At 63.3% G+C, this 26,682-nt stretch carries 16 protein-coding genes and 1 tRNA gene; 12 read left to right on the plus strand and 5 right to left on the minus strand.

Features of this window, described 5'->3' with window-relative positions:
- Positions 1-124: 124 nt before the first annotated feature.
- Positions 125-1,801: an FAD-dependent oxidoreductase gene (locus AEQU_RS00995; RefSeq protein ID WP_022738576.1), complete on the plus strand. Its 1,677-nt coding sequence runs from the start codon at positions 125-127 to the stop codon at positions 1,799-1,801.
- 259 nt (positions 1,802-2,060) lie between these two features.
- Here the strand turns inward: AEQU_RS00995 and AEQU_RS01000 are convergent, their stop codons facing one another.
- The 3 genes from AEQU_RS01000 to AEQU_RS01010 all read right to left on the minus strand — a co-directional run bounded on the left by AEQU_RS01000 (position 2,061) and on the right by AEQU_RS01010 (position 3,368).
- Complete coding sequence (locus AEQU_RS01000) at positions 2,061-2,342, minus strand: type II toxin-antitoxin system TacA family antitoxin (RefSeq protein WP_022738580.1); 282 nt, start codon at positions 2,340-2,342, stop codon at positions 2,061-2,063.
- A 3-nt stretch (positions 2,343-2,345) separates the two neighbouring features.
- Entirely contained in the window at positions 2,346-2,600 is a 255-nt protein-coding gene (locus AEQU_RS01005) for a hypothetical protein (RefSeq protein WP_022738584.1), read from the minus strand.
- A gap of 225 nt (positions 2,601-2,825) precedes the next feature.
- A complete protein-coding gene (locus AEQU_RS01010) occupies positions 2,826-3,368 on the minus strand; it encodes a metallophosphoesterase family protein (RefSeq protein ID WP_041714301.1) in 543 nt (180 codons plus the stop codon).
- Positions 3,369-3,569: 201 nt separating this feature from the next.
- On the opposite strand from AEQU_RS01010, the gene AEQU_RS01015 reads away from it, so the two are divergent.
- The 8 genes from AEQU_RS01015 (at position 3,570) to AEQU_RS01050 (ending at position 13,029) form a co-directional block, all read left to right on the plus strand.
- The gene (locus AEQU_RS01015; RefSeq protein WP_022738593.1) at positions 3,570-4,535 is read left to right on the plus strand and encodes a methylenetetrahydrofolate reductase; all 966 of its coding nucleotides are present in this window, start codon (positions 3,570-3,572) and stop codon (positions 4,533-4,535) included.
- A gap of 90 nt (positions 4,536-4,625) precedes the next feature.
- On the plus strand, positions 4,626-5,327 hold the full coding sequence (locus AEQU_RS01020) for a putative methionine synthase (RefSeq protein ID WP_022738597.1): 702 nt from the start codon (positions 4,626-4,628) through the stop codon (positions 5,325-5,327).
- A complete protein-coding gene (locus AEQU_RS01025; protein WP_022738601.1) occupies positions 5,311-8,007 on the plus strand; it encodes a homocysteine S-methyltransferase family protein in 2,697 nt (898 codons plus the stop codon). The genes AEQU_RS01020 and AEQU_RS01025 overlap by 17 nt, the downstream gene beginning before the upstream one ends.
- Before the next feature lie 84 nt (positions 8,008-8,091).
- Positions 8,092-8,409 (plus strand): hypothetical protein, encoded by a 318-nt coding sequence (locus AEQU_RS01030; protein WP_022738605.1) that lies wholly within the window; start codon positions 8,092-8,094, stop codon positions 8,407-8,409.
- Between the two features lie 158 nt (positions 8,410-8,567).
- Complete coding sequence (locus AEQU_RS01035) at positions 8,568-9,416, plus strand: Mrp/NBP35 family ATP-binding protein (RefSeq protein WP_022738609.1); 849 nt, start codon at positions 8,568-8,570, stop codon at positions 9,414-9,416.
- A gap of 120 nt (positions 9,417-9,536) precedes the next feature.
- Positions 9,537-9,612: transfer RNA gene (locus AEQU_RS01040), tRNA-Ala, on the plus strand.
- A gap of 357 nt (positions 9,613-9,969) precedes the next feature.
- Entirely contained in the window at positions 9,970-11,367 is a 1,398-nt protein-coding gene (locus tag AEQU_RS01045; protein ID WP_022738613.1) for a peptidylprolyl isomerase, read from the plus strand.
- Between the two features lie 291 nt (positions 11,368-11,658).
- Positions 11,659-13,029: an amidohydrolase gene (locus AEQU_RS01050; RefSeq protein ID WP_022738617.1), complete on the plus strand. Its 1,371-nt coding sequence runs from the start codon at positions 11,659-11,661 to the stop codon at positions 13,027-13,029.
- 368 nt (positions 13,030-13,397) lie between these two features.
- Here the strand turns inward: AEQU_RS01050 and AEQU_RS01055 are convergent, their stop codons facing one another.
- Positions 13,398-14,354 carry a hypothetical protein gene (locus AEQU_RS01055; RefSeq protein WP_041714303.1) on the minus strand — a complete coding sequence of 319 codons (957 nt, stop codon included), beginning with the start codon at positions 14,352-14,354 and terminating at the stop codon, positions 13,398-13,400.
- Between the two features lie 594 nt (positions 14,355-14,948).
- Between AEQU_RS01055 and AEQU_RS01060 the strand changes: the two genes are divergently transcribed.
- From AEQU_RS01060 to AEQU_RS01070, 3 genes are all read left to right on the plus strand, one after another.
- Complete coding sequence (locus AEQU_RS01060) at positions 14,949-17,027, plus strand: elongation factor G (protein WP_022738623.1); 2,079 nt, start codon at positions 14,949-14,951, stop codon at positions 17,025-17,027.
- 226 nt (positions 17,028-17,253) lie between these two features.
- Positions 17,254-20,781 carry a DNA-directed RNA polymerase subunit beta gene (rpoB, locus tag AEQU_RS01065; RefSeq protein ID WP_114538749.1) on the plus strand — a complete coding sequence of 1,176 codons (3,528 nt, stop codon included), beginning with the start codon at positions 17,254-17,256 and terminating at the stop codon, positions 20,779-20,781.
- Between the two features lie 4 nt (positions 20,782-20,785).
- Entirely contained in the window at positions 20,786-25,207 is a 4,422-nt protein-coding gene (locus tag AEQU_RS01070) for a DNA-directed RNA polymerase subunit beta' (protein WP_022738633.1), read from the plus strand.
- Between the two features lie 373 nt (positions 25,208-25,580).
- Here the strand turns inward: AEQU_RS01070 and AEQU_RS01075 are convergent, their stop codons facing one another.
- Positions 25,581-26,525 carry a LysR family transcriptional regulator gene (locus AEQU_RS01075; protein ID WP_022738637.1) on the minus strand — a complete coding sequence of 315 codons (945 nt, stop codon included), beginning with the start codon at positions 26,523-26,525 and terminating at the stop codon, positions 25,581-25,583.
- Between the last annotated feature and the right edge of the window lie 157 nt (positions 26,526-26,682).

Below are 26,682 nucleotides of genomic sequence, written 5' to 3' on the forward strand. Positions count from 1 at the left end.
AGAAAACTTATTACACCAGGTGAGCGATTCATAAGCCACACCATGACATTGTTCGGGCGGAGCTTGCGATTATGGGCTGCGCTGGCGCGTAACCCGATGCGCCATGGGAAAAGGAGGAATCGCAATGGATGCCAATAAGGTAGATATGACTATGGATCGCCGGAAGTTCTTGGGCGGAGCCGCGGCTTTGGGGGCTCTTGCCATGGGTTCCGGCATGATGGCGGGTTGCGCTCCTGCGTCGTCTGCGTCGGGAACTGGCTCGGGCGTTCAAACGACCGAGACGCTCTCCGAGACGGGAGAGGCCTCGTGGTACTGCGCAGAAGATTTCGAAGGCGGCTATGATTGGACTGATGGCGACATTGCCTATGAGGCCGAGCCAATCGACGAGAGCGCCATCGGCGAGACCGTCGAGTGCGATCTCGTTGTGTGCGGCGCCGGCATTGCCGGTTTGGCCGCTGCTGCATCTGCTATCGAGCAGGGGCTGAGCGTCATTGTACTGGAGAAGGGCACCACCTATGCCGCCCATGGTTCCGAAATTGGTGCTATCGGAGGCCGCGTTCTTGCCGAGGCTGGCCTTGCGCCCGATCCAGTTGACGTGTACAACGAGGCTATGGAGGCCGCCGAGTATCGTTGCGACGGAACGGTGTGGCAGACCTATATCGACCGTTCCGCCGAAGCCATCGATTGGCTCGAGGACGAAATCCTGAAGGGCTCGTGCGGAGCCTCCTCGCCTTCTTCTGCGGCCGACCGTATCGCCAACGGAGTGAATTGGCGCGCCACGACGGTTCAGTGGGAAGCCGGCTTCGATGCTGTTGTCGAGGCCATAATGAACTACGCGATTGACGGGGGTGCCGATATTCGTTTCGAGACGCCGGCTGTCCAGCTCGTTCAGGATGCAGGCGGCTCCATTGCCGGAGTGATCGGCAAGGACAAAGCGGGGACCTATGTCAAGGTTCTGGGGGCTAAGGGCACGCTTCTGGCTACGGGCAGTTACGACTACAATGTGGCCATGATGGAGGAGCGCGTCCGGCCGCGCGACATGCGCGTTTACGCGCACCTGAACTCGTCGCCCACCGACACTGGCGACGGTCATCTGATGGGCGAAGCGGTTGGCGCCATGCAAGACGAGTGGCCCCATGCCGTTATGAACGACTCGTCGGGCTCCAAGTCCGGTGGTGCTTATTCCGCCGCCGTGCTCAGCGTGCTGCGCGTTAACAACAACGGAGAGCGCTATGTCAACGAAGATCTGACTCTGAACTACCTCGCCAATGCCATCAACTACCAGCCGGGCGCTCATGGCTGGTGTATTTGCGACGCCAACATCAGCGAAACGGCGCGGACTCTGATGGGCGATGCCCCCTTCGCGCCCGACGATATGGTCAACGGGTTTATTACCGATTCTATCGAGTGCGCCTCGGTGGCTGAGCTCGCCCAGGCTATCGGTTGCGAGGAGTCTGTTATCCAGGCCACGCTCGACCGCTATAACGAGTTGTGCGACAAGGGCGTCGACGAGGACTTCCACAAGAGCGGCCACAACATGGTGCGCGTGGACACGCCCCCTTACTATGCTTTCGAAGAGGGTAGTGCGCTTCTCGTTTCCGTTTGCGGCTTGCGTGTGAACAACAAGTCGCAGGTTCTCGGCGAGGGCTATGAGCCTATCCCCAATCTCTACGCCTCGGGTAATGTGTCGGGGTCTATGTTCTACGATACGTATCCGCATCACATTGCGGGTGTGAGCACGGGCCGTGGACTAACATTCGGCTACCTTCTCGGCCGTCGTCTGGCGGGCGTGGAAGAATAGTACGACAGCGTTTTCCCTCCCAACGCTGTCATAGCGAGGGGGCCGCCTAAAGCGAGCCCCCTCGCTCGCCTTCGCCGCCCTCTTCCTCATGCGCTTCACCTTCTACATGAGCCACCTCACCCTCGGCCTCGGCGTCTGACCGCGGCGCACCGTTCTCCGTTTTTGGCCGGCTTTGAAGGGGCTGCTGTCGAGTACCGGCTGTGACGATGCGGAAAGGGGGAGGGCCGTATGCGAGCCTATTCGCAGCAGCTGGAGGTCTTCAGCTGGCCGCCAGAACGTTTTCGACTCTGTCCAAGGCTGCTTTGCGCAGGAACGCTGAGCGCGACTCACCCTCTTGCTCGGCTGCGCGCTTGATGGCCAGGGCAGTGGAGTGGGGCACTTTGAAGCTGATTACATCCAGGGGTTCGTCGGCCAGTCGGGGGCGACCGACCACTACGCCGCCAGACCACTGCCCTGGGAGAGCTCCCGATTCAGCGGCCTCGGCCATGGCCTCTATCTCCGCGTCGGTGATCACCCGGCCGCTTTTAAGCGTGTACTCCATCTTCTACCTCCTTGCCAGTCCAAGCTCGCGCTTTATCCGCTCTGTTGCGGGAGAAATCGCATGGATGATCAGCGTCGTTCCATCTGCCAATACCATGCCAATCATTTCAACCTCGTGCCCGATGTTCGTGAAGCCGATCGTCACCCAGCAGTCATCGCCTCTCGGACGCTTTCTAGCAAAGTTTCGCCAGGCATAGATGATTTCTTCTTGGGCCACGCCGTGCTTAAGAGCGTGCGGATGAATGCGTATCTCGTCCATAGGCATCTTCCTTATGTAATACTAAAGTGTAATACAAAACATGTTGGGTCTCAAGGGAATGCCCTGAGACAGAAAGAGCCTACTTCAACCGAGCCGTAACTATGACGCAGGAAAGTCGCATTCTATGCCCCGCGCCGACCGCGCTTGTGTCGCAAAAAATTCCCTCCGGCCTCGATCTCCGAAACGGTAAAATTTTGACAGATTGCTGCGAGGGGGAGGGGCCGCCTAAGCCTCCAGGAGCACTTTCCCGTCTAGGTTCTCTATCCAGGTGTGCAGGATGCGGCCGGCTTCCACGTCCATCTTCGCGATGGTGCGGCCGAGGTCGCTACGGGGGCGGTACACGGCGCCGGGGCACAGGTACAGGCCCGCGGGCCGCGCGTCGGGGCCCGTTTTCAGCTCGGGCACGTGGGTGTGGCCGTGGATGATGACGTCGGGCAGCGGATCGCCCGGCGCCAGGGCCGCCGAGCCGGCGAAGCTCACGCGCACATCACCCGGCTTGTGGCCCACGAGGAAGCGCACGCCTTCCAGAACCGGGTGCGCGAAATGGCCCACGGCGCTGCCGTACTCGTCGAAGTCGTTGTTGCCGAGCACCGCGGTGACCGGCGCCAGCGTCTCCAGCTCGCGCAGAATGGCCGGCCCGCCGATGTCCCCGGCGTGGATGATATGGTCGCAATCCGCCAGCGCCGCATAGGCCCGCGGGTCCAGCGAGCCGTGAGTGTCCGAGATGATGCCGATGCGCAACGCGGGGCTCCTTTCGCGAGATGCCATGGCCCTCCATCGCCCTTTTGCCTATCCAGCGAGCGATAGACTCGGGCGCGAAGGCCGGTTCCTCTCTATAATAGCGCGTGGAAGATTTGGCACGCGCGACATGCCGGAGGATTCGCACGACGCGCAGGAGCCTTGCGCGACGCACGGGAGCGATTCACGCGACGCGCACGAGATTCGCACGAGGAAAGAGACACGCTGTTCATGGAAACCGTCGCCCGCATTTTCGAAAGCTGCCGCGAGGATCGTTTGTCCGAGAGCTGTGTCGCGCGCGTGGCCGTAGCCCAAGAGGCTGGCGCAGCCTGCACGGAAGTGTCCGAGAGCCGCGCGCGGCACATCCCCTTCTCGGTGGAGATGTTCCCGCCGAAGGGTCAGCTCACGCTGGACGCGGCCCGCAAGGTCGTGGAAGGCCTGCGCGCTGCATCTCCCGATTTCATCTCGGTGACCTGTTCGGCCGGCGGCAGCGGCAACGGGCACGGCGGCCAGACGGTGGCCATCGCCGAACTTATTCAGAACGAGGCGGCTACACCCGCTGTCGCGCATTTCACCTGCGTGAGCGCCACGGCGTCATTGGTGGCGACGGAAGTGGAAGCCCTGCGCGCGGCAGGGGTTGAAACGGTGCTCGCTTTGCGCGGCGATCTTGCGCCCGGCCAGGAGCCGGCCGATTTCCGCTATGCCTACGAGCTCATCCCGCGCCTGAAAGCGGCCGGCTTGTGCGTGGGTGCGGCGGCTTATCCGGAAGGGCATATCGATTGCCTCGACCCGCGCGAGAATATCCGCCATCTACGCGCGAAGCAAGATGCCGGCGCCGACTTCTTCATCACCCAGCTGTTCTTCAACAACGACGACTTCTATCGCTTCCGCGAGGCGGCCGAATCTGCGGGTGTTGCGGCCCCCATCTCGTGCGGCATCATGCCGTTTCTGGGGAAATCGCAGATCCAGCGCATGGTGTTCCTCTGTGGCAGCTCGCTGCCGGCGCCCATCATCAAGCTTTTGGCGAAGTACGAGGACGATCCGGTGGCCCTGCGCCAGGCGGGCATCGAATACGCCTGCAACCAGCTCGTCGACCTCGGTCGCCACGGCGTCAACGGCCTGCACGTGTATGCCATGAACCAGCCCGATATCGCCTGCGCCGCCGCCGAAGCGGTCGCTGCTGCCGGACTTCGGTGAACACCGTGGCTATCTTTTCCGCCATCTCGAGAGCCGTGCCGAAGGCGCTGTGCCTAAGAGCCTCCGGCGTTGTTGGAGGATGGTGACGCCGTGGAACTGAAAGCGCGCGTCGATAGGGAAGAGGCCCTGGCGTTTCTGGGCCATCGCGGCCAGGAACTGGGGGATCTGCGCGAAAAGCTGGAACGCGCGGCTTGCTTGTGCGAAAAGGAGCTCGTCCCGCGCGGGGTGTACCGCGAGATGGACGCGTCGGAAGCCCTTGCGTTGTTGCCGGGCCGCGATATCGCCCGCCATGTGGAAGGCTGCACGCGCGTGGTGCTGCTGGCGGTGACGCTGGGGGCGCAAAGCGAGATGCTGCTGCGTCGCGAGCGCGCCCTCAGCGCGACGGACGGCCTGCTCGTGGATGCCTGCGCGTCATCCCTCGTCGAGCAGGCGGCCAATGCCCTGAACGCGCATATCGTGGAAGAGGCCGCGGCGCGAAACCTGGCCGCCACATCGCGCTTCAGCCCTGGCTATGGCGACCTGCCGCTGAGTTGCCAGCCAGCCTTTCTCGTCGCAAGTGGCGCCGACCGTGCTCTGGGGATTCACGCTACGGCGGCGCACCTTCTCGTTCCAACCAAATCCATCACGGCGGTTATCGGCCTGCGTTCCCATCCGAATTCCGCCCGGGAGGGCGGCGCAAGCACCGCCCCTACGGAGAGGGACGCAAAAAAGACGCGCTGCTCCACCTGCCCCGTCGCCGATACGTGCGCCCTGCGCGCCGAAGGAAGGACCTGCTATGGCAACCCCGCGTAAGCTCACCGTGACCGACGCCCACCTGGCCGAGGCCCTGGCTGGCCGCGCCTACCTGCTGTTCGATGGCGGCATGGGCACTCTCGTCCAGGCCGCTGGGCTCCATACCGTCCACGAGGTGCCGGATCTGCTGAACCTCACGCACCCCGAGGCCATCGTAGCCATTCAGCGCCAATACGTGGAAGCTGGCGCCGACTGCATCACCACCAACACGTTCAACACCAACCGCTTGAAGCTCGCGAACGCCGGCGCTACCGTGGCCGAGGTGTACGCGGCGGCTGCGGCCAACGCGCGGGTGGCCGGAGCGCCGCTGGTGGCCGGCGACATCGGGCCGACTGGCGCGCTGCTCGAGCCTTTGGGCACCCTCACCTTCGACGAGGCCTTCGACATCTTTTCCGAACAGGCCTGCGCCGCCGAGGCGGCCGGCTGCGATCTCATCGTCGTGGAAACCATGGCCGACCTGCTAGAGGCCAAGGCTGCCGTGCTCGCTGCGGTGGAAAGTACGACGCTGCCGGTGTTCGCCACCATGACTTTCGGCGAGGACGGCCGCACCTTCCTCGGCACGACGCCGGCCATCGCCGCCACGACGCTGTCGGCGCTCGGCGCCTCGGCCGTGGGACTCAACTGCTCGCTCGGGCCGACGGAGTTGGCGCCGCTCGTGGGGGAGCTCGCGCCGCACGACCGCGCCCTCGTCATGGTGCAGCCCAACGCAGGCTTGCCCCGCATTCAGGATGGCGAGACCGTCTTCGACGTGGGCCCTAACGAATTTGACCAGGCCATGGAAGCGATCCTAGATGCCGGTGCCACGGTCATAGGCGGCTGCTGCGGCACGACGCCCGACCATATTGCTGCTCTGCGCGCGCTCATCGACGCGCGGCCGCTCCCCGCGGTTGCATCCGTCTCTGTTCCAGCACACACTCCTGTGGCCTCCTCTGCGACAGCTGTTTCCGCGAGCTCCGCTTCTTCCCGTGCTGCTTGGGGGGAGCAAAGCGAGCCGAAGGGCCTCTCGGCGTCCAGCGTCCCCAACCTGCGTTATCGTCCTGCCTTCACGGTGACCTCGGCGCAGCAGATGGTGTCGCTGCCCGAGGGCGAGGCGCGCATCGCCGTCATCGGCGAGCGCATCAACCCGACAGGGAAGAAGAAGCTGAAAGCGGCTCTGCAAGCGGGCGATGTGGACTACCTGGTGGCTGAGGCGGCCGCCCAGCAGCGCGCCGGCGCCGATATCCTCGATGTGAACGTGGGCGTGCCGGGCCTTGACGAGCCGGCGCTCTTGTCGCAGGTCACGCACGCGTTGCAGGCCACCGTGCCTCTGCCGCTGCAGCTGGACTCATCGGATCCGGCCGCCATCGAAGCCGCGGCTCGCGCCTATGCCGGCCGCCCCATGGTGAACTCCGTGAACGGCAAGGCCGACAACCTCGCCGCCGTACTGCCCGTGGTGGCGCGCTACGGTTGCACGGTGGTCGGCCTCACTCTGGACGAAAACGGTATCCCTCCCACGGCCGAAGAGCGCCTGGCCATCGCCGAGCGCATTGTGGCTGCCGCCGAGGCTCGCGGCATCCCGCGCGAGGACGTGGCCATCGACTGCCTCGTCATGGCCGCCGCCACCAACCAGGACGAGGTGCGCGAGATTCTGCGCGCAGTGACCTTGGTGAAGGAACGCCTCGGCGTGCGCACGGTGCTCGGCGTGTCGAATGTGAGCTTCGGCCTGCCGGCGCGCCCGCTCGTGAACAGCACGTTCCTCGCTGCTGCCTTCGGGGCCGGCCTCGACATGCCCATTTTGAGCCCCCTGAACGCCCGCTACCGCGACACCGTGGCGACGTTCCGCATCTTGAACGGCCAGGATGTGGGCTGCCGGGCATTTTTGGAAGCCTACGCGAATACGGCCGATCCCTACGAGGTCGCCGCCAACCCCGCGGCCTCGAGCGCGGTCGCCTCTCGGGAAGGCGGCGCAAGCCCCGCCCCTACGAAGGGGATCCCAAGCAGCTACCCCATCCCGGTGACGGGCGCTTTCGCCGATGCGGTGGAAACCGTCGCTCACCTGGCTGAATGCGTGCTGGAAGGGCGCAGCGCGCCGGTGGCGGTGGCCACGGAACGTCTGCTGGAGACCCACGACGGTCTGGCCGTCATCAACGACGTCTTCGTGCCCGTCCTCGACGTCGTCGGCCAGAAGTACGACGAGGGCACCTTCTTTTTGCCCCAGCTCATGGCCTCCGCCGAGGCCGTTAAGGCCGGTTTCGACCTCATCCGCGACCGCGCTCGGGCAGCCAGCGCGAACGCTACCCCTACGGAGGGCGCACACGTCCCCGCCGATGCCGACCGCGCCATTATCGTGGCCACGGTGCAGGGCGACATCCACGACATCGGCAAGAACATCGTGAAGATGCTTCTGGAAAACTACGGCTTCACGGTCATCGATCTGGGCCGCGATGTCGCCCCCGAGGCCATCGTGGCTGCCGCCCGCGACACCGGCGCGCGTCTCATCGGGCTTTCGGCGCTCATGACCACCACGGTCGGCGCCATGGAGCGCACGATCGCTCTCGTTCACGAGCAGCTTCCCGGTGTGGCGGTCATGGTGGGCGGCGCGGTCATCACGCAGGAGTTCGCCGACCAGATCGGCGCCGACTTCTACGCAAAGGACGCCGCCGCTTCCACCCGCGTTGCCTCGGCCTTCTTCGATGACTAATTCGCGTAGATACGCCCACAGGCCGCCGATCGCGCTATCATAGAACCAGCAGTGACCCACCCTCATCGGAGCAAAGGAGCCTTAATGGGGAAGAAGGACGTTGAAGCCCTCGAGATCACCATCGACGAGCTGCCCACCTACCTGCACACGAATCACTCGGCTTATATGGAAGTGGCCGACGGGCTGTACTACCTGACCGACGTGAACGACCAGTACTGGCGCGCGCAGGATACCAACCAGTTCAACGAGAAGGGTCACTACGTCGATTGCAGTCCGCTCGTGCCCACCATCGCCGAGTTCCTGGATCTGCCGTTCCACGAGGGAAAATCGATCCGCGATTTGGCTGCCGAGGCCACCTTCTACGCATCCGGCGATGGCAAGGACATGCCCGAGGATTTCTAAGCGCCGGTGCGTGTTTTCCGAAGCGGTCTGTCTTTTGTTCTTACGACGTTCAAGAACCCCGAGGTGTCGAAAGGATGCCTCGGGGTTTGTGCTATGATGCCCTGCGAACTACCCTGGTCGCGAAGTGAGCGGCCACTCGAGAAGAGAAAGAAGGAATCATGGCAGAAGAATGCTCGCACGAGTGCTCCAGCTGCGGCGTCTCCGGCTGCGGCGACCGCACCGCCGAGGCTGGCCCGTCCACCCTGGCGCCCAACAAGCGCACCAACGTCAAGCATGTGATCGGCGTCGTGTCCGGCAAGGGCGGCGTGGGTAAGTCCCTCGTCACCAGCCTGCTCGCCTCCGAGATGAACAAGCGCGGCCACAAGGTGGCCATCCTGGACGCCGACATCACCGGCCCGTCCATTCCGAAGTCCTTCGGCGTCGATAGCCGCCTGACCGCTGACGCCGACGGCATCAACCCGGCGAAATCCGCCAGCGGCATCGAGGTCATGTCCGTGAACCTCATGCTGCCCGAGGGCGACATGCCCGTGGCCTGGCGCGGCCCGGTCGTCACCGGCGCCATCAAGCAGTTCTGGCAGGAGGTGAACTGGGGCGATGTGGACTACATGTTCGTCGACATGCCTCCGGGAACTTCCGACGTCTTCCTGACGGTCTTCCAGTCGCTGCCCGTCGATGGCATCGTCACCGTGTCGGCCCCCCAGGAGCTCGTGGCCATGATCGTCGGCAAGGCTGTGAACTTGGCGAAGTCGCTGGAGGTGCCGGTGGTGGGCCTCGTGGAGAACATGGCCTACTTCAAGTGCGACGAGTGCGGCAAGGAGCACCATATCTTCGGCGAGCCCCAGGGCGCGGCTGTGGCCGAGAAGTACGACATCCCCGCGGTGGCCACGCTGCCGATGGATCCGACCTTCGCCCGTCTGGTGGACGAGGGCAAGGTAGAGGCCTACGAGGTGGAAGGCGCCCTGGACGGCATCATCGACCAGATCGTCGCCACTTGCGAGGCCGAGTAAAGCCGGCGCTACGAGGGGCGCGGGCGCCGCGCGAGGGCCGCTAGCGGGAATTTCCAAAATTCCTGAAAAAAGTTCTTGCGCGTCGCGTCCGTTATGCTAATATAGTCCTCGCACTTTTTCGGGGCCTTAGCTCAGCTGGGAGAGCGCATGGCTGGCAGCCATGAGGTCAGGGGTTCGATCCCCCTAGGCTCCACCATATGTTCTACGACCGCCTTCGGGCGGTCGTTTTTTTGTTGATGCTGCGATTCCGACAGACGCCTGGAAAATGACCCTTCACCTCAGATTTTAAGGAATCCTTTCAGGAACTTTACAGGTATGTGCGATTATTGTTGACACCGTGTGTGGACTAAGTAATTCGCTTTATACGGTGCGCGCGCATTGAAATAATAGCTCCCTGACCTTACGAAACGTTAAAGAACGTTACGCTAGGGTTGCAACATTCAGTTAGCGCTCATGAAGGAAGGGCGGGAGTCCCGCGGAGGGAGCGGGAGCGCGCTCGATGAGCCTGCGCCGGCAATAGGGCTGACGCAATGTCATGAAAGGTTGAGGACACATGAAATTTGCCTCGTTCAAGAGCTCTGCTCTGAAGAGCGTGGGAGCGGTTTCGCTCTGCGTCGCTCTCGGCGCCGGTCTCGTGGGCTGCGGCGGTAATGGCGCCGGCGGCGGCGCAGTGGCTGCCACGGTCAACGGCCAGGAAATTATGGAGCAGACGGTCACCGACTACATCGCCAACTTCCGCACCTCCAGCTCGCTGGAGTCCGATGAGGCGTGGGGCGAGTGGATGGTCGCCAACGGCTACACCCCCGAGTCCGTGCGCGAAGAGGTCATTGACTACTACGTCAACCAGGATCTCTACGACCAGGCTGCCAAAGAGTACAACGTGACGGTCGAGCAGGCCGACATCGACGCTGCCCTGGATGAGACCAAGGCGATGTTCGAGTCCGATGAGGCCTTCCAGGAGGCTCTCGAGGCGTCCAGCATGACCGAGGAGTCCTACATCGAGGACGTCATTCGCCCGAATCTGCTTCAGACGAAGCTCGCCGAGGCCGTGGCTGCCCAGGATACCGAGGGTGAGGGCGACGACGCTACGCTCGCCCAGGCCCAGGCCATGAGCGAGCAGTTCAACGGCGCTAAGCGCTCGAGCCACATCCTGCTGACCGCCGAGGAAGGCGAGGACGACGCCGCTCTGGCCGCCCGCGCCCAGGAGCTGCTCGATCAGATCAACGCCGGCGAGATCTCCTTCGAGGATGCCGCCTCCCAGTATTCCACCGACACCGGCTCCGCTGCTAACGGCGGCGATGTGGGCTGGGACGCGCTGAGCACCTTCGTCACCGAGTACCAGGACGCTCTGGCCGGCCTTGAGAAGGATCAGATTGTTACCGCTCCCGTCAAGAGCGAGTACGGCTACCACATCATCAAGGTGACCGATGTCTACGAGGTTCCCGAGGGCGGTATCACTTCGGTTGACCAGCTGCCGACCGAGTTCCAGGAGTATCTGACCTACATGGAGCAGAGCAACGCCTCCCAGAACTTCTCTACCTGGTTCGAGGAGTATCGCAACAACGCCGAGATCACCGTTAACCCGATGCCCGAGGGCCTGCCCTACGACATCGACCTTGCTCCCTACGAGGAGGCTGCTGCCCAGAACGCCGAGGGCGACGCTGCCGCCACCGAGGGCACTGAGCAGCCTTCCGACGAGACCATGTCCGCCGAGGATCAGGCCGCTGCCGACGCCGCCGCTGCCGATGCCGCCGCCGACGAGGCCGCTGCTGGCGAGGCTGGCGCTGATGCCGCTGCCGCCGATGAGGCCGGCGACGCTGCTGCTGCCGATCAGGCCGCCGATGAGGCCGCTGCCGACCAGACGGCTGCTGACCAGGCCGGTGCTGACGCTGCTGCCGACCAGGCCGCTGCCGATCAGGCCGCCGAGGGCGCCGAGGGTACCCAGCAGTAAGCTGCTCTCGACAACCCAGGCGTTTCCCAAGGACCCGCGCTCAGGCACGGGTCCTTTTTCGTGGCAGCGCATGATGCTTCAAGAGGGAATTCCCCCGAGGACGCACTCTCGGCCGCGCAGCCAGCAGCGAGCTTTGCCGACGAAGGGTTCGCTCTCTGCCGGCGGCATTCGAAAGCAGCCAAAGGCGCCGTGTCCATTTGTGGAGGAGCCGCCGCGAAAACCGTTCTTGTCCGAGAAATGCGTTATGCTTCTTCCCTAGAACCCCGTTCCACTCTCTTCGAAAGGCCTTCCATGCTCTTCTGCGATATCGATCTCCTCGACGCCGACTTTGCTATCAAGCACCACCAATGGGTAGGGGTGCGCGACGGGCGCATCGCCTATATCGGCTCGGTGCCTCCCGCGCCCGATGAAGCTGCCACCTTTGGCGAGACCTACGATGGTGCGGGGCGTTTGCTCATGCCCGCGCTCTACAACGCCCATGCCCATGCCCCCATGACGCTTCTGCGCGGTTACGCCGAGAACTTGCCGCTGCAGCGTTGGCTCGAGGAGAAGTGCTTCCCCTTCGAGGCCAAAATGACCGCCGAGGATTGCTATTGGGGCACGGTGCTCGCCTGTGCCGAGATGGCGCGCTTCGGCGTGGTCAGCTTTTCGGACATGTACTACGCGACCGAGGAGCGTGCCCGTGCGGTGCTTGAGGCCGGCATGAAGGCCAACATGTGCGAGGGGCTGGTGGCCTTCGAGGAGAAGCCCTACGCGGAATATCCGATCTGCGCCCAGATGGAGGCTCTCGTGCGCGACTGGCACGGGGCCGGCGATGGACGCATTCGCATCGACTACAACATCCATTCGGAGTACCTGTCCACTGAGACGGTTTGCCGCGACATTCTGGATATCGTGCGTGGCACCGACTTGCGTCTGCACATCCATCTGTCCGAAACCGAGAAGGAAGTGCGCGAGTGCCGCGAGCGCCACGGTGGCCTCACGCCGGTGGCCTATTTCGACAGCGTGGGGTTGTTCGAGGTGCCCGTGACGGCGGCTCATTGCGTGTGGGTCGATGACGCTGATCTGGATATCTTGCAGCGGCACGGGGTGTTCGTCGCCAACAACCCGGCTTCCAACATGAAGCTCGGCAGCGGTTTCGCGCCCATTCCCGAGATGCTGCGCCGCGGCATTCCCGTGTGCCTGGGCTCCGATGGCATGGCGTCGAACAACAACCACAACCTGTTCCACGACATGTACTTGCAGGCGCTTATCTACAAGGGCGCGACGCTTGATCCGACGGCGGTCACGCCCCAGCAGGCGCTGGCGGCGGCGACGCGCACCGGCGCGCTTTCCCAGGGCCGCGAGGATTGCGGTGTGGTGGCGGAAGGCGCCCGTGCTGACCTGTGCGTGCTGGACATTACGGGCCCGTCGTGGTGTCCGGCGCCCGATCCGGTTTACAACCTGGTCTATGCGGGCGACGGGGCCGACGTGGTGCTCACGATGTGCGATGGCGAGGTGATCTATCGCGCCACCTCCGCCATCTCCGCCGATGCCTCCTCCTGCGCCGATCGCGGTCGCATCCAGCATGCTGTCACGAACGCCGAATGGCCCACCATTGATGTCGAGCGCGCCAAAGCCGAATGCGCCGCCCGCACCGCCCGCATCATCAGCGAGCTCTAACTTGGGGTGGCCCAGCTGCTCCGTCCGCGCTGCGTCATCGGGGGACGCGGCGCTCCGTCTCCGACTGCCTTTCGCGCCACAGCCTGAGGCCTCATTTTGCCATCTAGGTTTGGAGCGAACGGCGCATCGGCCTTCGATCCGCAGCCCGGGGCGCCTTTTTGTCGCATGGTTCTGAAAGGTGCGACATTTTGGCCCCTCGGGCTGCGGTGTTAACCATGAAAAACAAAGTCGCAGCAAGAAAAGTACCAGTTCACAGCTTTGTTCCTTCAAACCTCTCCCCGGCAACCCGCAGCCAGACCGGCAAAAATGTCAGAACGAGGAGGGACGTCTGACAAAAATCGTTCTCGGGCTACGGCTGGCGGTGCTCATTATTGCCAGCAGGGGAGCCCCATGGCTGCTCGCAGGTGTTTGTGCTTTGCATCGAAGTCGCCTATGCGAAATCGGATCGGTTTGCCAAGTATGCGGGCAACCGAGAGTGCGATTTTCCTTGTTTCGCTAACCGAATTGAGCTGTAGTCGTCCCACGGTGATAATCCGGTAGTTCATGGCCTGCAGTGCCATGCGTTTAACGGCGTCTTCCTGCAGCTGTTCGGACGTAAGGTGCCGCTCGTCGCTGTCGTACTCGAGAACGAGCCTTTGGGCGGGCCAGCAAACGTCCGCGACGTAGTACTCTTTTCGGGAGAGCGGGCGAGCGAGGCTGGTGAGCTCGATGGAGTAGTTCAGTGCCGGTCGGGCAAAGTGGTAGCCGCCGAGATGGTTGGGGAGCGTCATGAGAAGAGCGAGGGCTGCTTCTCTCGGCGAGGCAGCGTTATTGAGAATCCAAGGAGCGGCGCGTCTCGTCATGGCGCAGCCTCGTATGTCCCGATGGGCTAAAAGAGCTTCTCGAATGCGCTCGGATGAAGTAAGCGCGGGACGATTAAAGACGGTGTCGAAAGGGGGTGTTAGACCGTAGGTGCCGCAAAGGGCGCTTCCTTTGAAGATCACTTCGGCAAGATCGCGACTCCAGTTGCTTTGGAGAAAAGCGATCTCGGGGGAAGGAGCAAAAAGCCCTTGCTCGATACGCAAATAGCAATTTTGCCAAAGGGACTCCTCTGCAACATGGCAGCGCGCGTCTTTGAGATTGCGCTTTTGTTGACGCGAGGGAACGATGACATGAAAAGGCTTGCTCAGCCAAGGGAGCCTATCCTCTAGGTACTGAACGGCGGCAGCGTTGGGGGCGATGTCCTCCTGGTGGGCGATATCGAGCCACAGGGTGGGGAGAGAGGCGAAATCGCCGTGTTGATAGAAGTCGAGGGCGCTTAAGCCCCATAGTATCAGTTTCGACATTGGCCGTCCTTTTCCAATCGATGATGAAGCCGTATGGTGGTGAGGGGTTGCTGGCACGATCCCTCCGCGCTCCGCGCGTTCGAGCAGATTACTCTTTCCGAACCGCATTAATGACGCGAGAATGTCCCGGTTGGCTCCTCGCGCCAACCGTAGCGGAGTCGCATGGGGCGGCGGTGGGGCGTTCGGGCCAGCTCGCGGGCCAGCTCGCGAATCAACCTGCAAACCAATTCGCGGACCAACTCGCGGATCAGCCCGTGAGAAAAAGCGCACGAACTTCGTCTCGCGAATTTCTCGCTGTACTCAGCGGACGCGGTGCCCTCTGCTAATATGGATGCCACGGAAAAGACGCCGTTCGTCGGCGCTGAAAGACCGCTCGCTGGCGATGTCTCAAGAGCTCGCAGGCCGCAGACCTGCCAGCCAAGAGCTCGCGGGTCGCGGACCTATCAGTTGGCGCAGCCCCGTCGTGGGCATTCGCGGCAACGGGAATTCAGCGTAGCGTTTGGCGAGAAGGCGCGCGGCCGATGAGCGGCGCGCCCGGGTTAGACCCGCGCAAGGGGTGCGGGCGCCCTCTATCAGGAAGGCAGGTGGTCGCTCATGGCAGCTCCGGCTCCCGAACACGTCAGAAACATCGTCCTTGTGGGACAGGATGGCGCCGGCAAGACCTCGCTGGCCGAGGCCATGCTCTTCGTTTCCGGCAAGACGCCGCGCATGGGCACGACGCACGACGGCAAGTCGTACCTCGATTACGACCCCGAGGAGATCAAGCGCAAGTTCACTATTTCAACCTCCATCGCCCCCATCCCTTACAAGGACTACAAGATCAACGTGCTGGACACCTCCGGTCATCCCGATTTCATCGGCGACACGCTGGCCACCATGCAGGCCGCCGAAATGGCCCTGTTCGTGGTGGACGCCGTCGATGGTCCCCAGGTCATGACGACGAAGCTGTGGCGCGAGGCCGAGGACATGCGTCTGTCGCGCGCGGTGTACATCAACCACATCGATCGCGAGAACGCCAACTTCGACGCCGCCATGGCGCTGCTGCATGCCCGCTTCGGCGGCCGCTTGGGCGCCGTGACCATTCCCATCGGTCAGGGCCCCGAATTCGAGGGCGTCATCGACATCATCCGCATGGAGGCCCGCTATTTCGAGGACGGCGGCGAGCGCGTGGAAGCGGTGGACACGCTGCCGGCGAAGTACCAGGAGGAGGCGCGCAACGCCCGCGACAAGCTGTGCGATCTGGTGGCCGAGGCCGACGACGAGCTTATGATGAAGTACCTCGAGGGCGAAGAGCAGCTCACCCAAGAGGAGCTGGAGGGCCTGCTGGATAAGGCCATCGCTCAGGAGCTTATCATCCCGGTGTTCGTGGGCAGCACCATCATCATGCAGGGTGTTCAGGGTCTTATGGAAGACATCTGCACCTACTTCCCGCACCCGAAGAGCCATGGCCGCTTCCGCATGGCCGACGACGTGACGGTGCGCATCGACGAGACGAAGCCTCCCTGCGCCTTCGCTTTCAAGACGGTGTCCGACCCGTTCGTCGGGCGCCTTACCTTCCTGAAGGTCATCTCCGGCTACCTGGAGCCGGGCCTGGAGCTTGTCTGCGGGCGCACCGGCAAGAAGGAGCGCCTCGGCAAGATCCAGGTCATGATGGGCAAAGAGGCCGTCGACGTGAAGAGCGCCAAGGCCGGCGACATCGTGGTCGTGCCGAAGCTCTCCGATGTGCGTGCGGGCGACACGCTCTCCTGCGAGGGCACCATCGCCATCGAGCCTCTGCCTCTGCCCGAGCCCTTGTACCCCGTGGCCATCGAGGCCGTGTCGAAGAAGGAGGAGGACAAGCTCGGCACCTTCCTGGCCCGCGCCGCCGAGGCCGACCCCACCATCCGCATCACGCGCGACGAGGACACGCACCAGACCATCATCCATGCCATGGGCGAGACCCAGGTGGACATGCTGATCGGGCGCTTGAAGGAGCAGTCCGGCGTGGAGGCGAAGCTCGTGCCCGTGCGCATTCCCTACCGCGAGACCATCACCAAGCAGGCCGAGGCCCAGGGCCGCCACAAGAAGCAGACCGGCGGTGCCGGCCAGTTCGGCGACTGCTGGCTGCGTTTGGCCCCCATCCCCGGCGAGGGCTACGAGTTCGTGGACGAGATCAAGGGCGGCGCCATTCCGAACGGCCTCATCCCGGCCGTCGACAAGGGCGTGCGCGAGGCCATGGAAGAGGGCTTCCTGGCGGGATATCCCATGGTGGACATCAAGTGCACGGTGTTCGACGGCTCGTACCATTCCGTCGACTCCAACGAGATGGCTTTCAAGACCGCGGCCCGTATCGGCTTCCGCGCCTGCTGCCAGAATGCCGGCCCCATCATTCTGGAGCCCTGGGCTACCATGGAAGTGACCGTGGGCGAGGAGTACGCCGGCACCATCATGGGCGACATCTCCACGCGCCGCGGCCGCATCGTGGGTACCGATGCGGGCTTTGCGGCCGGCGAGACCGTCATCAAGATGCGCGCGCCCTACGCCGAGGTCATCAACTACACGAAGGATCTGCGGAGCATGACTCGCGGGTCGGGCTCCTACACGCTCACGCTGGAAGGCTACGAGCAAGCGCCAGCCGACGTGACGAAGAAGCTCATGGAAGCCTACGAGGCCGCCCGGGCGGCGGGGAACTAGCAAGCTGCCTGCACTTCTCGTTCAGCATCTGTAATGTATCAAGCCGGGAGGTTCGCTTCCCGGCTTTTCTTTCTGCAACAAAGCCCTGTTCCAGCCCTATTTTCCAGAAAATTTCCATGGCTTGTAAAAATTTTTCTTGACTTGGTCTTCACGCCGTAGTATTTTAGCGAATTGCAACTTTTTTGCAGATTTGCGATGGACGTGAAGGAGGAACAGCCTCGTGGCAATGGATAAGAAATCCGCTCCCACCAGCCTTTACAGGGATCGCCGAAGCTTCGCGAAGATTCCCGACGTCATGGACGTCCCGAACCTGATCGCTATCCAGACGGAAAGCTTCGACTGGTTCAAGAACGAGGGCTTGGCCCAGGCTTTCGCCGATGTGTGCCCGATTGAGAACAACACCGGCGACATGTGCGTGGAATTCGGTAAGCACGAGTTCGGCGAGCCCAAGTACACGGTGGACGAATGCAAGGAGAAGGACGTCACCTATCAGGCGCCGCTCTTTGTTGAGATCCGCTTCATCAACCGTGAGACCGGCGAGATCAAGGAGCAGGAGGTGTTCATGGGCGACTTCCCGCTCATGACGCCGCGCGGCACCTTCATCATCAACGGCACCGAGCGCGTGGTCGTCTCCCAGCTCGTGCGCTCCCCGGGCGTGTACTTCGCCTCCGAGCGCGACAAGACCTCCGACAAGACCATCTACAACGCGAAGGTCATCCCTTCCCGTGGCGCTTGGCTCGAGTTTGAAACCGATAAGCGCGACCTGCTCTCCGTGCGCATCGACCGCAAGCGCAAGCAGCCGGCCACCCTGCTCGTGCGCGCCCTCGGCCTGGCCGAGACCCGCGAGGAGATCATCGAGCTTCTGGGCTCCTCCGAGATGGTGCTGCGCACGCTCGATCGCGACCCCGCCACCACCAAGGAAGAGTCGCTCATCGAGCTGTACAAGCGCTTCCGTCCCGGCGAGCCGCCGACGATCGATTCCGCCCGCACGCTGCTCGATGGCCTGTTCTTCAACCCGCAGCGCTACGACTTGGCCAAGGTCGGTCGCTACAAGATGGACAAGAAGCTCGGCTTCACCCCCGAGGAGAACGACTCCTCCACGCTGACCAATGAGGACATCATCCGCACGATGCGCTACATCATCGGTCTGCACAACGGCGACGAGGGCTTCGTCACCGACGACATCGACCACTTTGGCAACCGCCGCATCCGCAGCGTGGGCGAGCTGATTCAGAACCAGTTCCGCATCGGATTGTCGCGTATGGAGCGCGTGGTGCGCGAGCGCATGTCCATGCAGGAGCCCGACGAGATCACGCCTCAGTCGCTCGTGAACATCCGTCCCATCGTGGCTGCCATCAAGGAGTTCTTCGGAAGCTCCCAGCTCTCGCAGTTCATGGACCAGTCCAACCCCGCCGCCGGCATTACGCACAAGCGTCGTCTGTCGGCTCTGGGCCCGGGCGGTCTGTCCCGCGAGCGCGCCGGCTTCGAGGTGCGCGACGTCCACACCTCCCACTACGGCCGCATGTGCCCCATCGAGACGCCTGAAGGCCCGAACATCGGCCTTATCGGCTCTCTGGCCACCTATGGCCGCATCAACCCCTACGGCTTCATCGAGACGCCCTACCGCCGCGTGATCGACGGCAAGGTGACCGACGAGATCGACTACCTGACCGCCGATGAGGAAGAGAACTTTACCATCGCCCAGGCCAACGACTTGTTCGATCTGGAAACCCGCGAGTTCGGCTACACCGACGAGGACGGCGTCTTCCACAAGTCCGCCCGCGTGCTCGCCCGTACCACCGACACCAACGGCGTGTTCGGCGAGGCCATGGACGTGCCGCCGGAGATGGTCAACTACATGGACGTGTCGCCGCGCCAGATGACCTCCGTGGCCACCTCGCTCATTCCGTTCCTCGAGCACGACGACGCCAACCGCGCCCTCATGGGCTCGAACATGCAGCGCCAGGCTGTGCCGCTGCTGCGTCCGAGCGCCCCGCTCGTGGGCACCGGCATCGAGCACCGCATCGCGGTGGACTCCGGCGAGATTCTCGTGGCCCAGCGCCCCGGCGTGGTCGACTATGTGGACGGACAGACCATCATCATCCTGAACGACGACGGCGAGTACGACGAGTACCTCATTCCGAAGTTCCAGCGCTCCAACCAGTCCGGCTGCATCAACCACCGTCCCATCGTCCGCAAGGGCGACGAGGTTCAGGCCGGCGACGTGCTGGCCGACGGCCCCTCCTGCGACGGCGGCGAGCTGGCGCTCGGCCAGAACCTCATGATCGCCTACATGCCGTGGGAAGGCTACAACTACGAGGACGCTATCATCGTGTCCGAGCGCGTCGTGGCCGAGGACCTGCTGACCTCCATCCACATCTCCGAGTACGAGGTGGACGCCCGCGATACGAAGCTGGGCCCCGAGGAGATCACCCGCGAGATCCCCAACATCTCCGAGGACATGATTTCCGATTTGGATGCCGACGGCATCATCCGCGTGGGCGCCGAGGTGTTCCCGGGAGACGTGCTGGTGGGCAAGGTCACCCCGAAGGGCGAGACCGAGCTCACCGCCGAGGAGCGCCTGCTGCGCGCCATCTTCGGCGAGAAGGCCCGCGAGGTGCGCGATACGTCGCTGAAGGTGCCCCACGGCTCCGGCGGCCGCGTCATCGGCATCTACCGCTCCTCCCGCGAGGCCGGCGATGATCTGGCCCCCGGCGTGAACGAGCTCGTGCGCATCTACGTCGCTCAGAAGCGCAAGGTGCAGCAGGGCGACAAGCTGTCTGGCCGCCATGGCAACAAGGGCGTTATCTCCCGCGTGCTGCCGGTTGAGGACATGCCCTACCTCGCCGACGGCACCCCGATCGACGTCATCCTGAACCCCTTGGGCGTTCCGTCCCGTATGAACGTCGGCCAGCTGCTCGAGAACCACCTCGGCTGGGCCGCCAAGTGGGGCTGGTCGGACGCCGAGGAAACCGACGAGGTCGTGGAGGGCCCGATGTACGTGGCCACGCCTGTCTTCGACGGCGCCACCGAGGAAGAGATCTCGGATGCCATCGAGAAGGCCAACCGCAACCTCATCAACATGAACCATGCGAAGTACGGCGACATGGCCCGCGACGAGCTGGTGCCCCAGCTGACGCGCACCGGCAAGACGTGGCTGTACGACGGCCGCACCGGCGAGAAGTTCCGCGAGCCCATCACCGTCGGCCAGACCTACATCCTGAAGCTCGGCCACATGGTGGACGACAAGATTCACGCCCGCTCGACCGGCCCCTACAGCCTCATCACCCAGCAGCCCCTCGGCGGCAAGGCCCAGTTCGGCGGCCAGCGCTTCGGCGAGATGGAGGTGTGGGCGCTGTACGCCTACGGCGCCTCCAACGTGCTGCAGGAGATCCTCACGGTGAAGTCCGACGACACGTCGGGCCGCGTGAAGAGCTACGAGGCCATCGTGAAGGGCGAGAACATCCCGGCGCCGGAGGTGCCCGAGTCCTTCAAGGTGCTCGTGAAGGAAATGAAGTCCCTGTGCTTGAACGTCGAGCTCGAGGGCCACGATATGCAACCCATCAGCGAGGACGAGATCGAGGACTACAGTGCCGACCAGGCGCTTTACGCCGCGCTCGCCGCTGATGCCAAGAAGACCGAAGACGAAGAGGCCAACGCCATCGATGCCCTGGCTGCCGAGCTGGGCGACCTGATGAGCGGTCTTGAGTCCGACCTGAACACCGACCTCATCGGTGGCGGAGAGGAGGCCTAACCCCATGACGGAATTCGACGTCAACAACTTCGACGCCCTGCGCATTTCGCTCGCTTCCGCCGAGGACGTGCGCAGCTGGTCTCGCGGCGAGGTGAAGAAGCCCGAGACCATCAACTACCGTACCTTGAAGCCCGAGAAGGACGGCCTGTACTGCGAGAAGATCTTCGGTCCCACCAAGGACTGGGAGTGCGCCTGCGGCAAGTACAAGCGCGTTCGCTTCAAGGGCATCGTCTGCGAGCGCTGCGGCGTGGAGGTCACCCGCTCCAAGGTGCGCCGCGAGCGCATGGGCCACATCGAGCTGGCCGCGCCCGTGAGCCACATCTGGTATTTCAAGGGCTCCCCGTCGCGTCTGGGCTACCTTTTGGACATTCCGCCGAAGGAGCTTGAGAAGGTTCTGTACTTCGCCAGCTCCATCATCACCTCGGTGGACAAGGAGGCCCGCGAGGAGGACATCGACGACTTGCGCGACGAGCTTGCCGCCGACATGGAAGAGCTGGACGCCGAGCGCGACCGCCTCATCGAGGCCACCCGCAAGCTGTCCACCGACTACGTGCCCGAGGAGGACGACTTCGTCGACGACCTCGATGACGACGAGCGCCTCACCCCCGAAGAGGTGGAAGAGGAGATCGCCGATATCTACGAGGAGTTCAACGAGCGCAAGGCCCTGCGCCAGGACGCGTTCGACGCCTTCCTGAAGATCGAGCCGAAGCAGCTCATCGGCGACGAGGCCCTCTACCGCGAGATGCGCGCGAACTACCGCGACTACTTCACCGGCGGCATGGGTGCCGAGTCGGTGCGCGACCTTCTGGACGCCATGGATCTGGAGGCGACCTCTGAAGAGCTGCGCGAGGTCATCGCCACGGGCAAGGGCCAGAAGCGCGCCAAGGCCGTGAAGCGCCTGAAGGTGGTGGATGCGTTCCTCAAGTCGGACAACAAGCCTTCCGACATGATCCTGGACGTCATCCCGGTCATTCCGCCCGATCTGCGCCCCATGGTGCAGCTCGACGGCGGCCGCTTCGCCACGTCGGATCTGAACGATCTGTACCGTCGCGTCATCAACCGCAACAACCGCCTGAAGCGCCTGCTCGACCTCGGTGCCCCCGAGATCATCATCAACAACGAGAAGCGCATGCTGCAGGAGGCCGTGGACTCGCTGTTCGACAACGGCCGTCGCGGTCGCCCCGTGACCGGCCCCGGCAACCGTCCGCTGAAGTCCATCTCCGATATGCTGAAGGGCAAGCAGGGCCGCTTCCGCCAGAACCTGCTCGGCAAGCGCGTCGACTACTCCGGCCGCTCCGTTATCGTCGTCGGCCCGTCGCTGAAGCTGCACCAGTGCGGCCTGCCTCAGCAGATGGCGCTGGAGCTGTTCAAGCCCTTCGTCATGAAGCGCCTGGTCGAGCTTGAGTACGCCGCCAACATCAAGGCCGCCAAGCGCGCCGTCGATCGCGGTGCCAGCTACGTGTGGGACGTGCTGGAAGAGGTCATCGTCGACCATCCGGTGCTGCTGAACCGCGCACCAACCCTGCACCGTCTGGGCATTCAGGCCTTCGAGCCGGTGCTCGTCGAGGGCAAGGCCATCAAGCTGCATCCGCTCGTCTGCACCGCCTTCAACGCCGACTTCGACGGCGACCAGATGGCTGTGCACGTGCCGCTGGGCGCCGAGGCTCAGGCCGAGGCCCGCGTGCTGATGCTGTCCTCCAACAACATCAAGTCCCCGGCCCACGGCCATCCGCTGACCGTGCCGACCCAGGACATGATCATCGGCCTGTACTACCTCACGGCCATGCGCGACGGCTTCCCCGGCGAGGGTCGCATGTTCATCGATTTCGATGACGCCCTGAACGCCTACGACGCCCGCGCCGATCTGGACCTGCAGGCCAAGATCCAGGTGCGTCTGCCCTACAACACGAAGGTGGCCACCGCCTTCGGCGTGTTCGAGGATCACAAGGAGGGCGAGCGCATCGAGACGAGCGTCGGCCGCATCATCTTCAACGATGTGCTGCCGCCGGACTATCCCTTCCTGAACTACGAGATGAACAAGAAGGAGATCAGCCGCCTGGTCGAGGACGTCACCAACACCTACGACCTGTCCGAGGTGCCGCCGATTCTCGACGGTCTGAAGGACGCCGGTTTCCACTACGCCACCCGCGCCGGTGTTACCGTGTCGGTGTACGACGCCACCATCCCGCCGTCCAAGCCGGCGATTCTCGCCCAGGCCGATGAGCGCGTCGCCGCCATCGACGAGGACTACGAGATGGGCCTCATGTCCAACGAGGAGCGCCACAAGCAGGTCGTCGACATCTGGAACGATGCCAACGAGGAAGTCGGCGAGGCCATGGCGGAGAACTTCGACAAGTTCAACCCCATCTACATGATGGCCTTCTCCGGTGCCCGAGGCAACATCAAGCAGATTCGCCAGCTCGCCGGTATGCGCGGCCTGATGTCCGACCCGAAGGGCGAGATCATCGACCGTCCGATTAAGGCGAACTTCCGCGAGGGCCTGTCCGTTCTGGAGTACTTCATTTCCACCCACGGCGCCCGCAAGGGTCTGGCCGACACGGCGCTGCGTACCGCTGACTCGGGTTACCTGACCCGCCGTCTGGTGGACGTGGCCCAGGACGTCATCATCCGCGAGATCGACTGCGGTACCACCGAGGGCGTGCCCTACCGCGTGCGCAACGAGAAGAACGAGGTGGACGAGAACCTCATCGGTCGCTGCCTTCTGGAGGATGCCGTCTCTCCCGAGACCGGCGAGATCCTCGCCGAGGCCGGCACCTACCTGCATTCCATGGCCCAGCTGCGCGAGCTTGATGCGGCCGGCATCGAGGAGGTCACGATCCGTACGATCATGACCTGCCATGCCGAGCACGGCGTCTGCCAGAAGTGCTACGGGTGGGATCTGGCCACGGCCCGTCCGGTGAACATCGGCACGGCGGTGGGCATCATCGCCGCCCAGTCCATCGGCGAGCCCGGCACCCAGCTGACGATGCGTACGTTCCACACCGGCGGCGTTGCCGGCGAGGACATCACCCACGGTCTGCCCCGTGTTCAGGAGCTGTTCGAGGCCCGCAAGCCCAAGGGTCAGGCGGTGCTCGCGGAAATCTCCGGCACCATGCAGGTCACCGGCGACAAGATGTCGAAGACCATCACCATCCACGACCAGGAGGGCAACTACCGCGAGTACGTGGTGAGCGCCCGTGCCCAGCTTCTGCCGGGCGTGTTCGACGGGTGCGAGGTGCGCGTGGGCCAGCAGCTGACCAAGGGCTCCGTGAACCCCCACGACCTGTTGCGCCTCACCGATCCGAACACGACGCTGCGCTACATCGTGGGCCAGGTCCAGGACGTGTACGTGTCCCAGGGCGTGGATATCAACGACAAGCACATCGAGGTCATCGCGCGCCAGATGCTGCGCAAGGTGGCCGTGCTCGATGCCGGCGACTCCGACTTCCTGCCGGGCCGTCAGGTGAACCGCTTCGAGTTCGAGAAGGTGGCCAACGAGCTCATCGCCGAGGGCAAGGAGCCGCCGGTGGGCCAGCCGCTGCTGCTCGGCATCACCAAGGCGTCGCTGGCAACGGATTCGTGGCTGTCCGCCGCGTCGTTCCAGGAGACCACCAAGGTGCTCACCGACGCCGCCATCGAGGGCAAGACCGATCACTTGGCCAGCCTGAAGGAGAACGTCATCATCGGCAAGCCCATTCCCGCCGGCACGGGTCTGCGTCGCTACCGCGACGTGGGTCTCACCTACAAGGGTCGCCCGGTGGAGAAGGTCACGGGAGATGCGCTGCCCGACTTCGCGCCGGATGCGCTGCGCGAGATCGAGGAATTGCTGCCCCAGCCCCAGGATTGGTCGCTCGACAGCGACGGCTACTTCAATTCTTCGGGCTCGTTCGGCGGCTACTACAGCGCCCTTTCGGGTCATCGCGGCCACAACCTGTCCGACGAGGACGCGCGCCTGTACATCTACGACGATCTGGGCGTGTCCCAGCGTTGGGCGAACAAGTTCTCCGAGGCGGGCATCGAGACCGTGGCCGACCTTCTGGGTCATACCGAGGAGGATCTGCTGCGCATCGAGGGCATCGGCGTGAAGGCCATCGAGGAGCTGAAGGAGGGCTTGGCGGCCCGCGACCTCATGCACGTCATCGAGGACGATCTGGCGGCTTCTTCCGACGACATGAGCCAGCTCTTGGACATGGTGTTCTCGCCCGACGACACCATCCTCATCGGCGGCGACGAGCCCCCGACGTTCAACACCGACGGCGAGGAGATGCTCGGCGAGGCCCTGCCTCCGCGCTCCTACCAGCGCAACCTGGAGGAGCTTGACGCGCTGCTCGGCAACATGGGCGGCTTGGGCTCCCTCGGCTTCGGCTTCACCAGCGCCGAGGACGAGGCAGCTTCCAACCAGGCCATGGAAGACGGCGAGGAGTAAATTGGTTTCGCCTGTTCTTGCGAAGCATCACTGACTTCCTTGGACGAACTCGGGAGTTTTCTATTGGGGCGACCTTCGGGCCGCCCCTTTTTTGTGTTTGCTGTTCCTGCGGGGCGCCAAATGGCCAAAAAGTAGCTGCCAGCTGGCAGCTAGGTACCTGTTTTTGACCATGAAGGCTATAGCGACGAAATCAGGCTGGCTGCTCGGAAAGTATTCCCAGGTCAGTGCGTCGACGAATATTGGTACAAAGCAAGCCGCCTTTTCGGTTTGCAGCTAACGACCGATAATTGACCAAAACGTCGCTTCAAGCTCTTCGAACTTGCAGCTGGCATTCGGAATTTGGCCATTGAGCGCAGCTTTCCCTTGCGCGCGGCTACTCGCTGTCGACCAGGGTGCCTCCTTTGCCATGGTTGAGGATGATCTTGCGGGCGCGGGTGTAAGCGTCCAGGGCCGGCCGCACGCGTTCGTAGTTGTCCTTCTTGTAGATGGCGTACAGCCGGAAGGCCGCATCGTCGTCGGTCACGGGAAGCACCGTCACGCGGGAGAAATCCGACAGGTAGCGCAGCTGGGGCATGGATGCCTGCAGGATCATGACGTCTTCCACACCCAGCGGAATAGCGCAGTAGTTCATGTAGGTGCGCCCGAGTACCGCCCGGGTGCGGGGCGTGTAGCCGTGCTCTTGGCAGACGCGTTCGATGTTGGTCCAGCCCGACAAGGAATAGCCGTCGGCGAATTTCACGAAGCGGTAGCTGCGCAGATCGTCCATGGTCACCGACTTCATAGAGGCCAGGGGGCTGTCCATAGAGACCATGGCAACGAAGGGCGAACGAATGAGCGGAATGTAGGCAAGTCCCAAATTATCGAGCTTGTCGAGTTCGGCATAGGCCAGCAAGATGTCGGCATCGCCTTCCACCAATTGCTCCAGGTAGTTCGTATCGTTCAGGCTGTTGTAGCTGGCAGGAGCCTCGCCCTCGGCGTCGAGAAACGTTGCGGCAATGGAGGTGATGGAGGCGATGGCGCTATCGGACATGACTCCGTTCACCTTGAGCGGTGTGTGGGTTTGAATGTCGTGGATGCGCTGCTTGGCGTCGTCATAGGTGTCCACCATTTGCAGGGCGGCAGCAGCGAACACGTTGCCTGATTCGGTGAGCTCGACCCGGCGTCGGTCGCGCTCTAAAAGCGAGCAGCCGAGCTCCTTTTCCATGGCGACGATATGCTTGGAAAGCGTCGGCTGTGTGAGGTGCAATATCTCTGCCGCTTTGGTGTAGTTCAGTGTCTGAGACAGCACGATGAACTCGCGCAACAAGCTCAGCTCCATGGAAAGCCCCCTTCAAACCCCTTCTGCTTTTCGCGTTATTGACACCATACACCCTAATGGGCCGAAAGGGCACGGCATCTCCTGCCCCATTCCAAATGGAATAAGCTTATTCGCAGCAGCTGATCAGCAAAGAAATGCCCTTCTGAGTATTGAGTAG

The sequence above is a fragment of the Adlercreutzia equolifaciens DSM 19450 genome (assembly GCF_000478885.1).
Classification (GTDB): Bacteria; Actinomycetota; Coriobacteriia; order Coriobacteriales; family Eggerthellaceae; genus Adlercreutzia; species Adlercreutzia equolifaciens.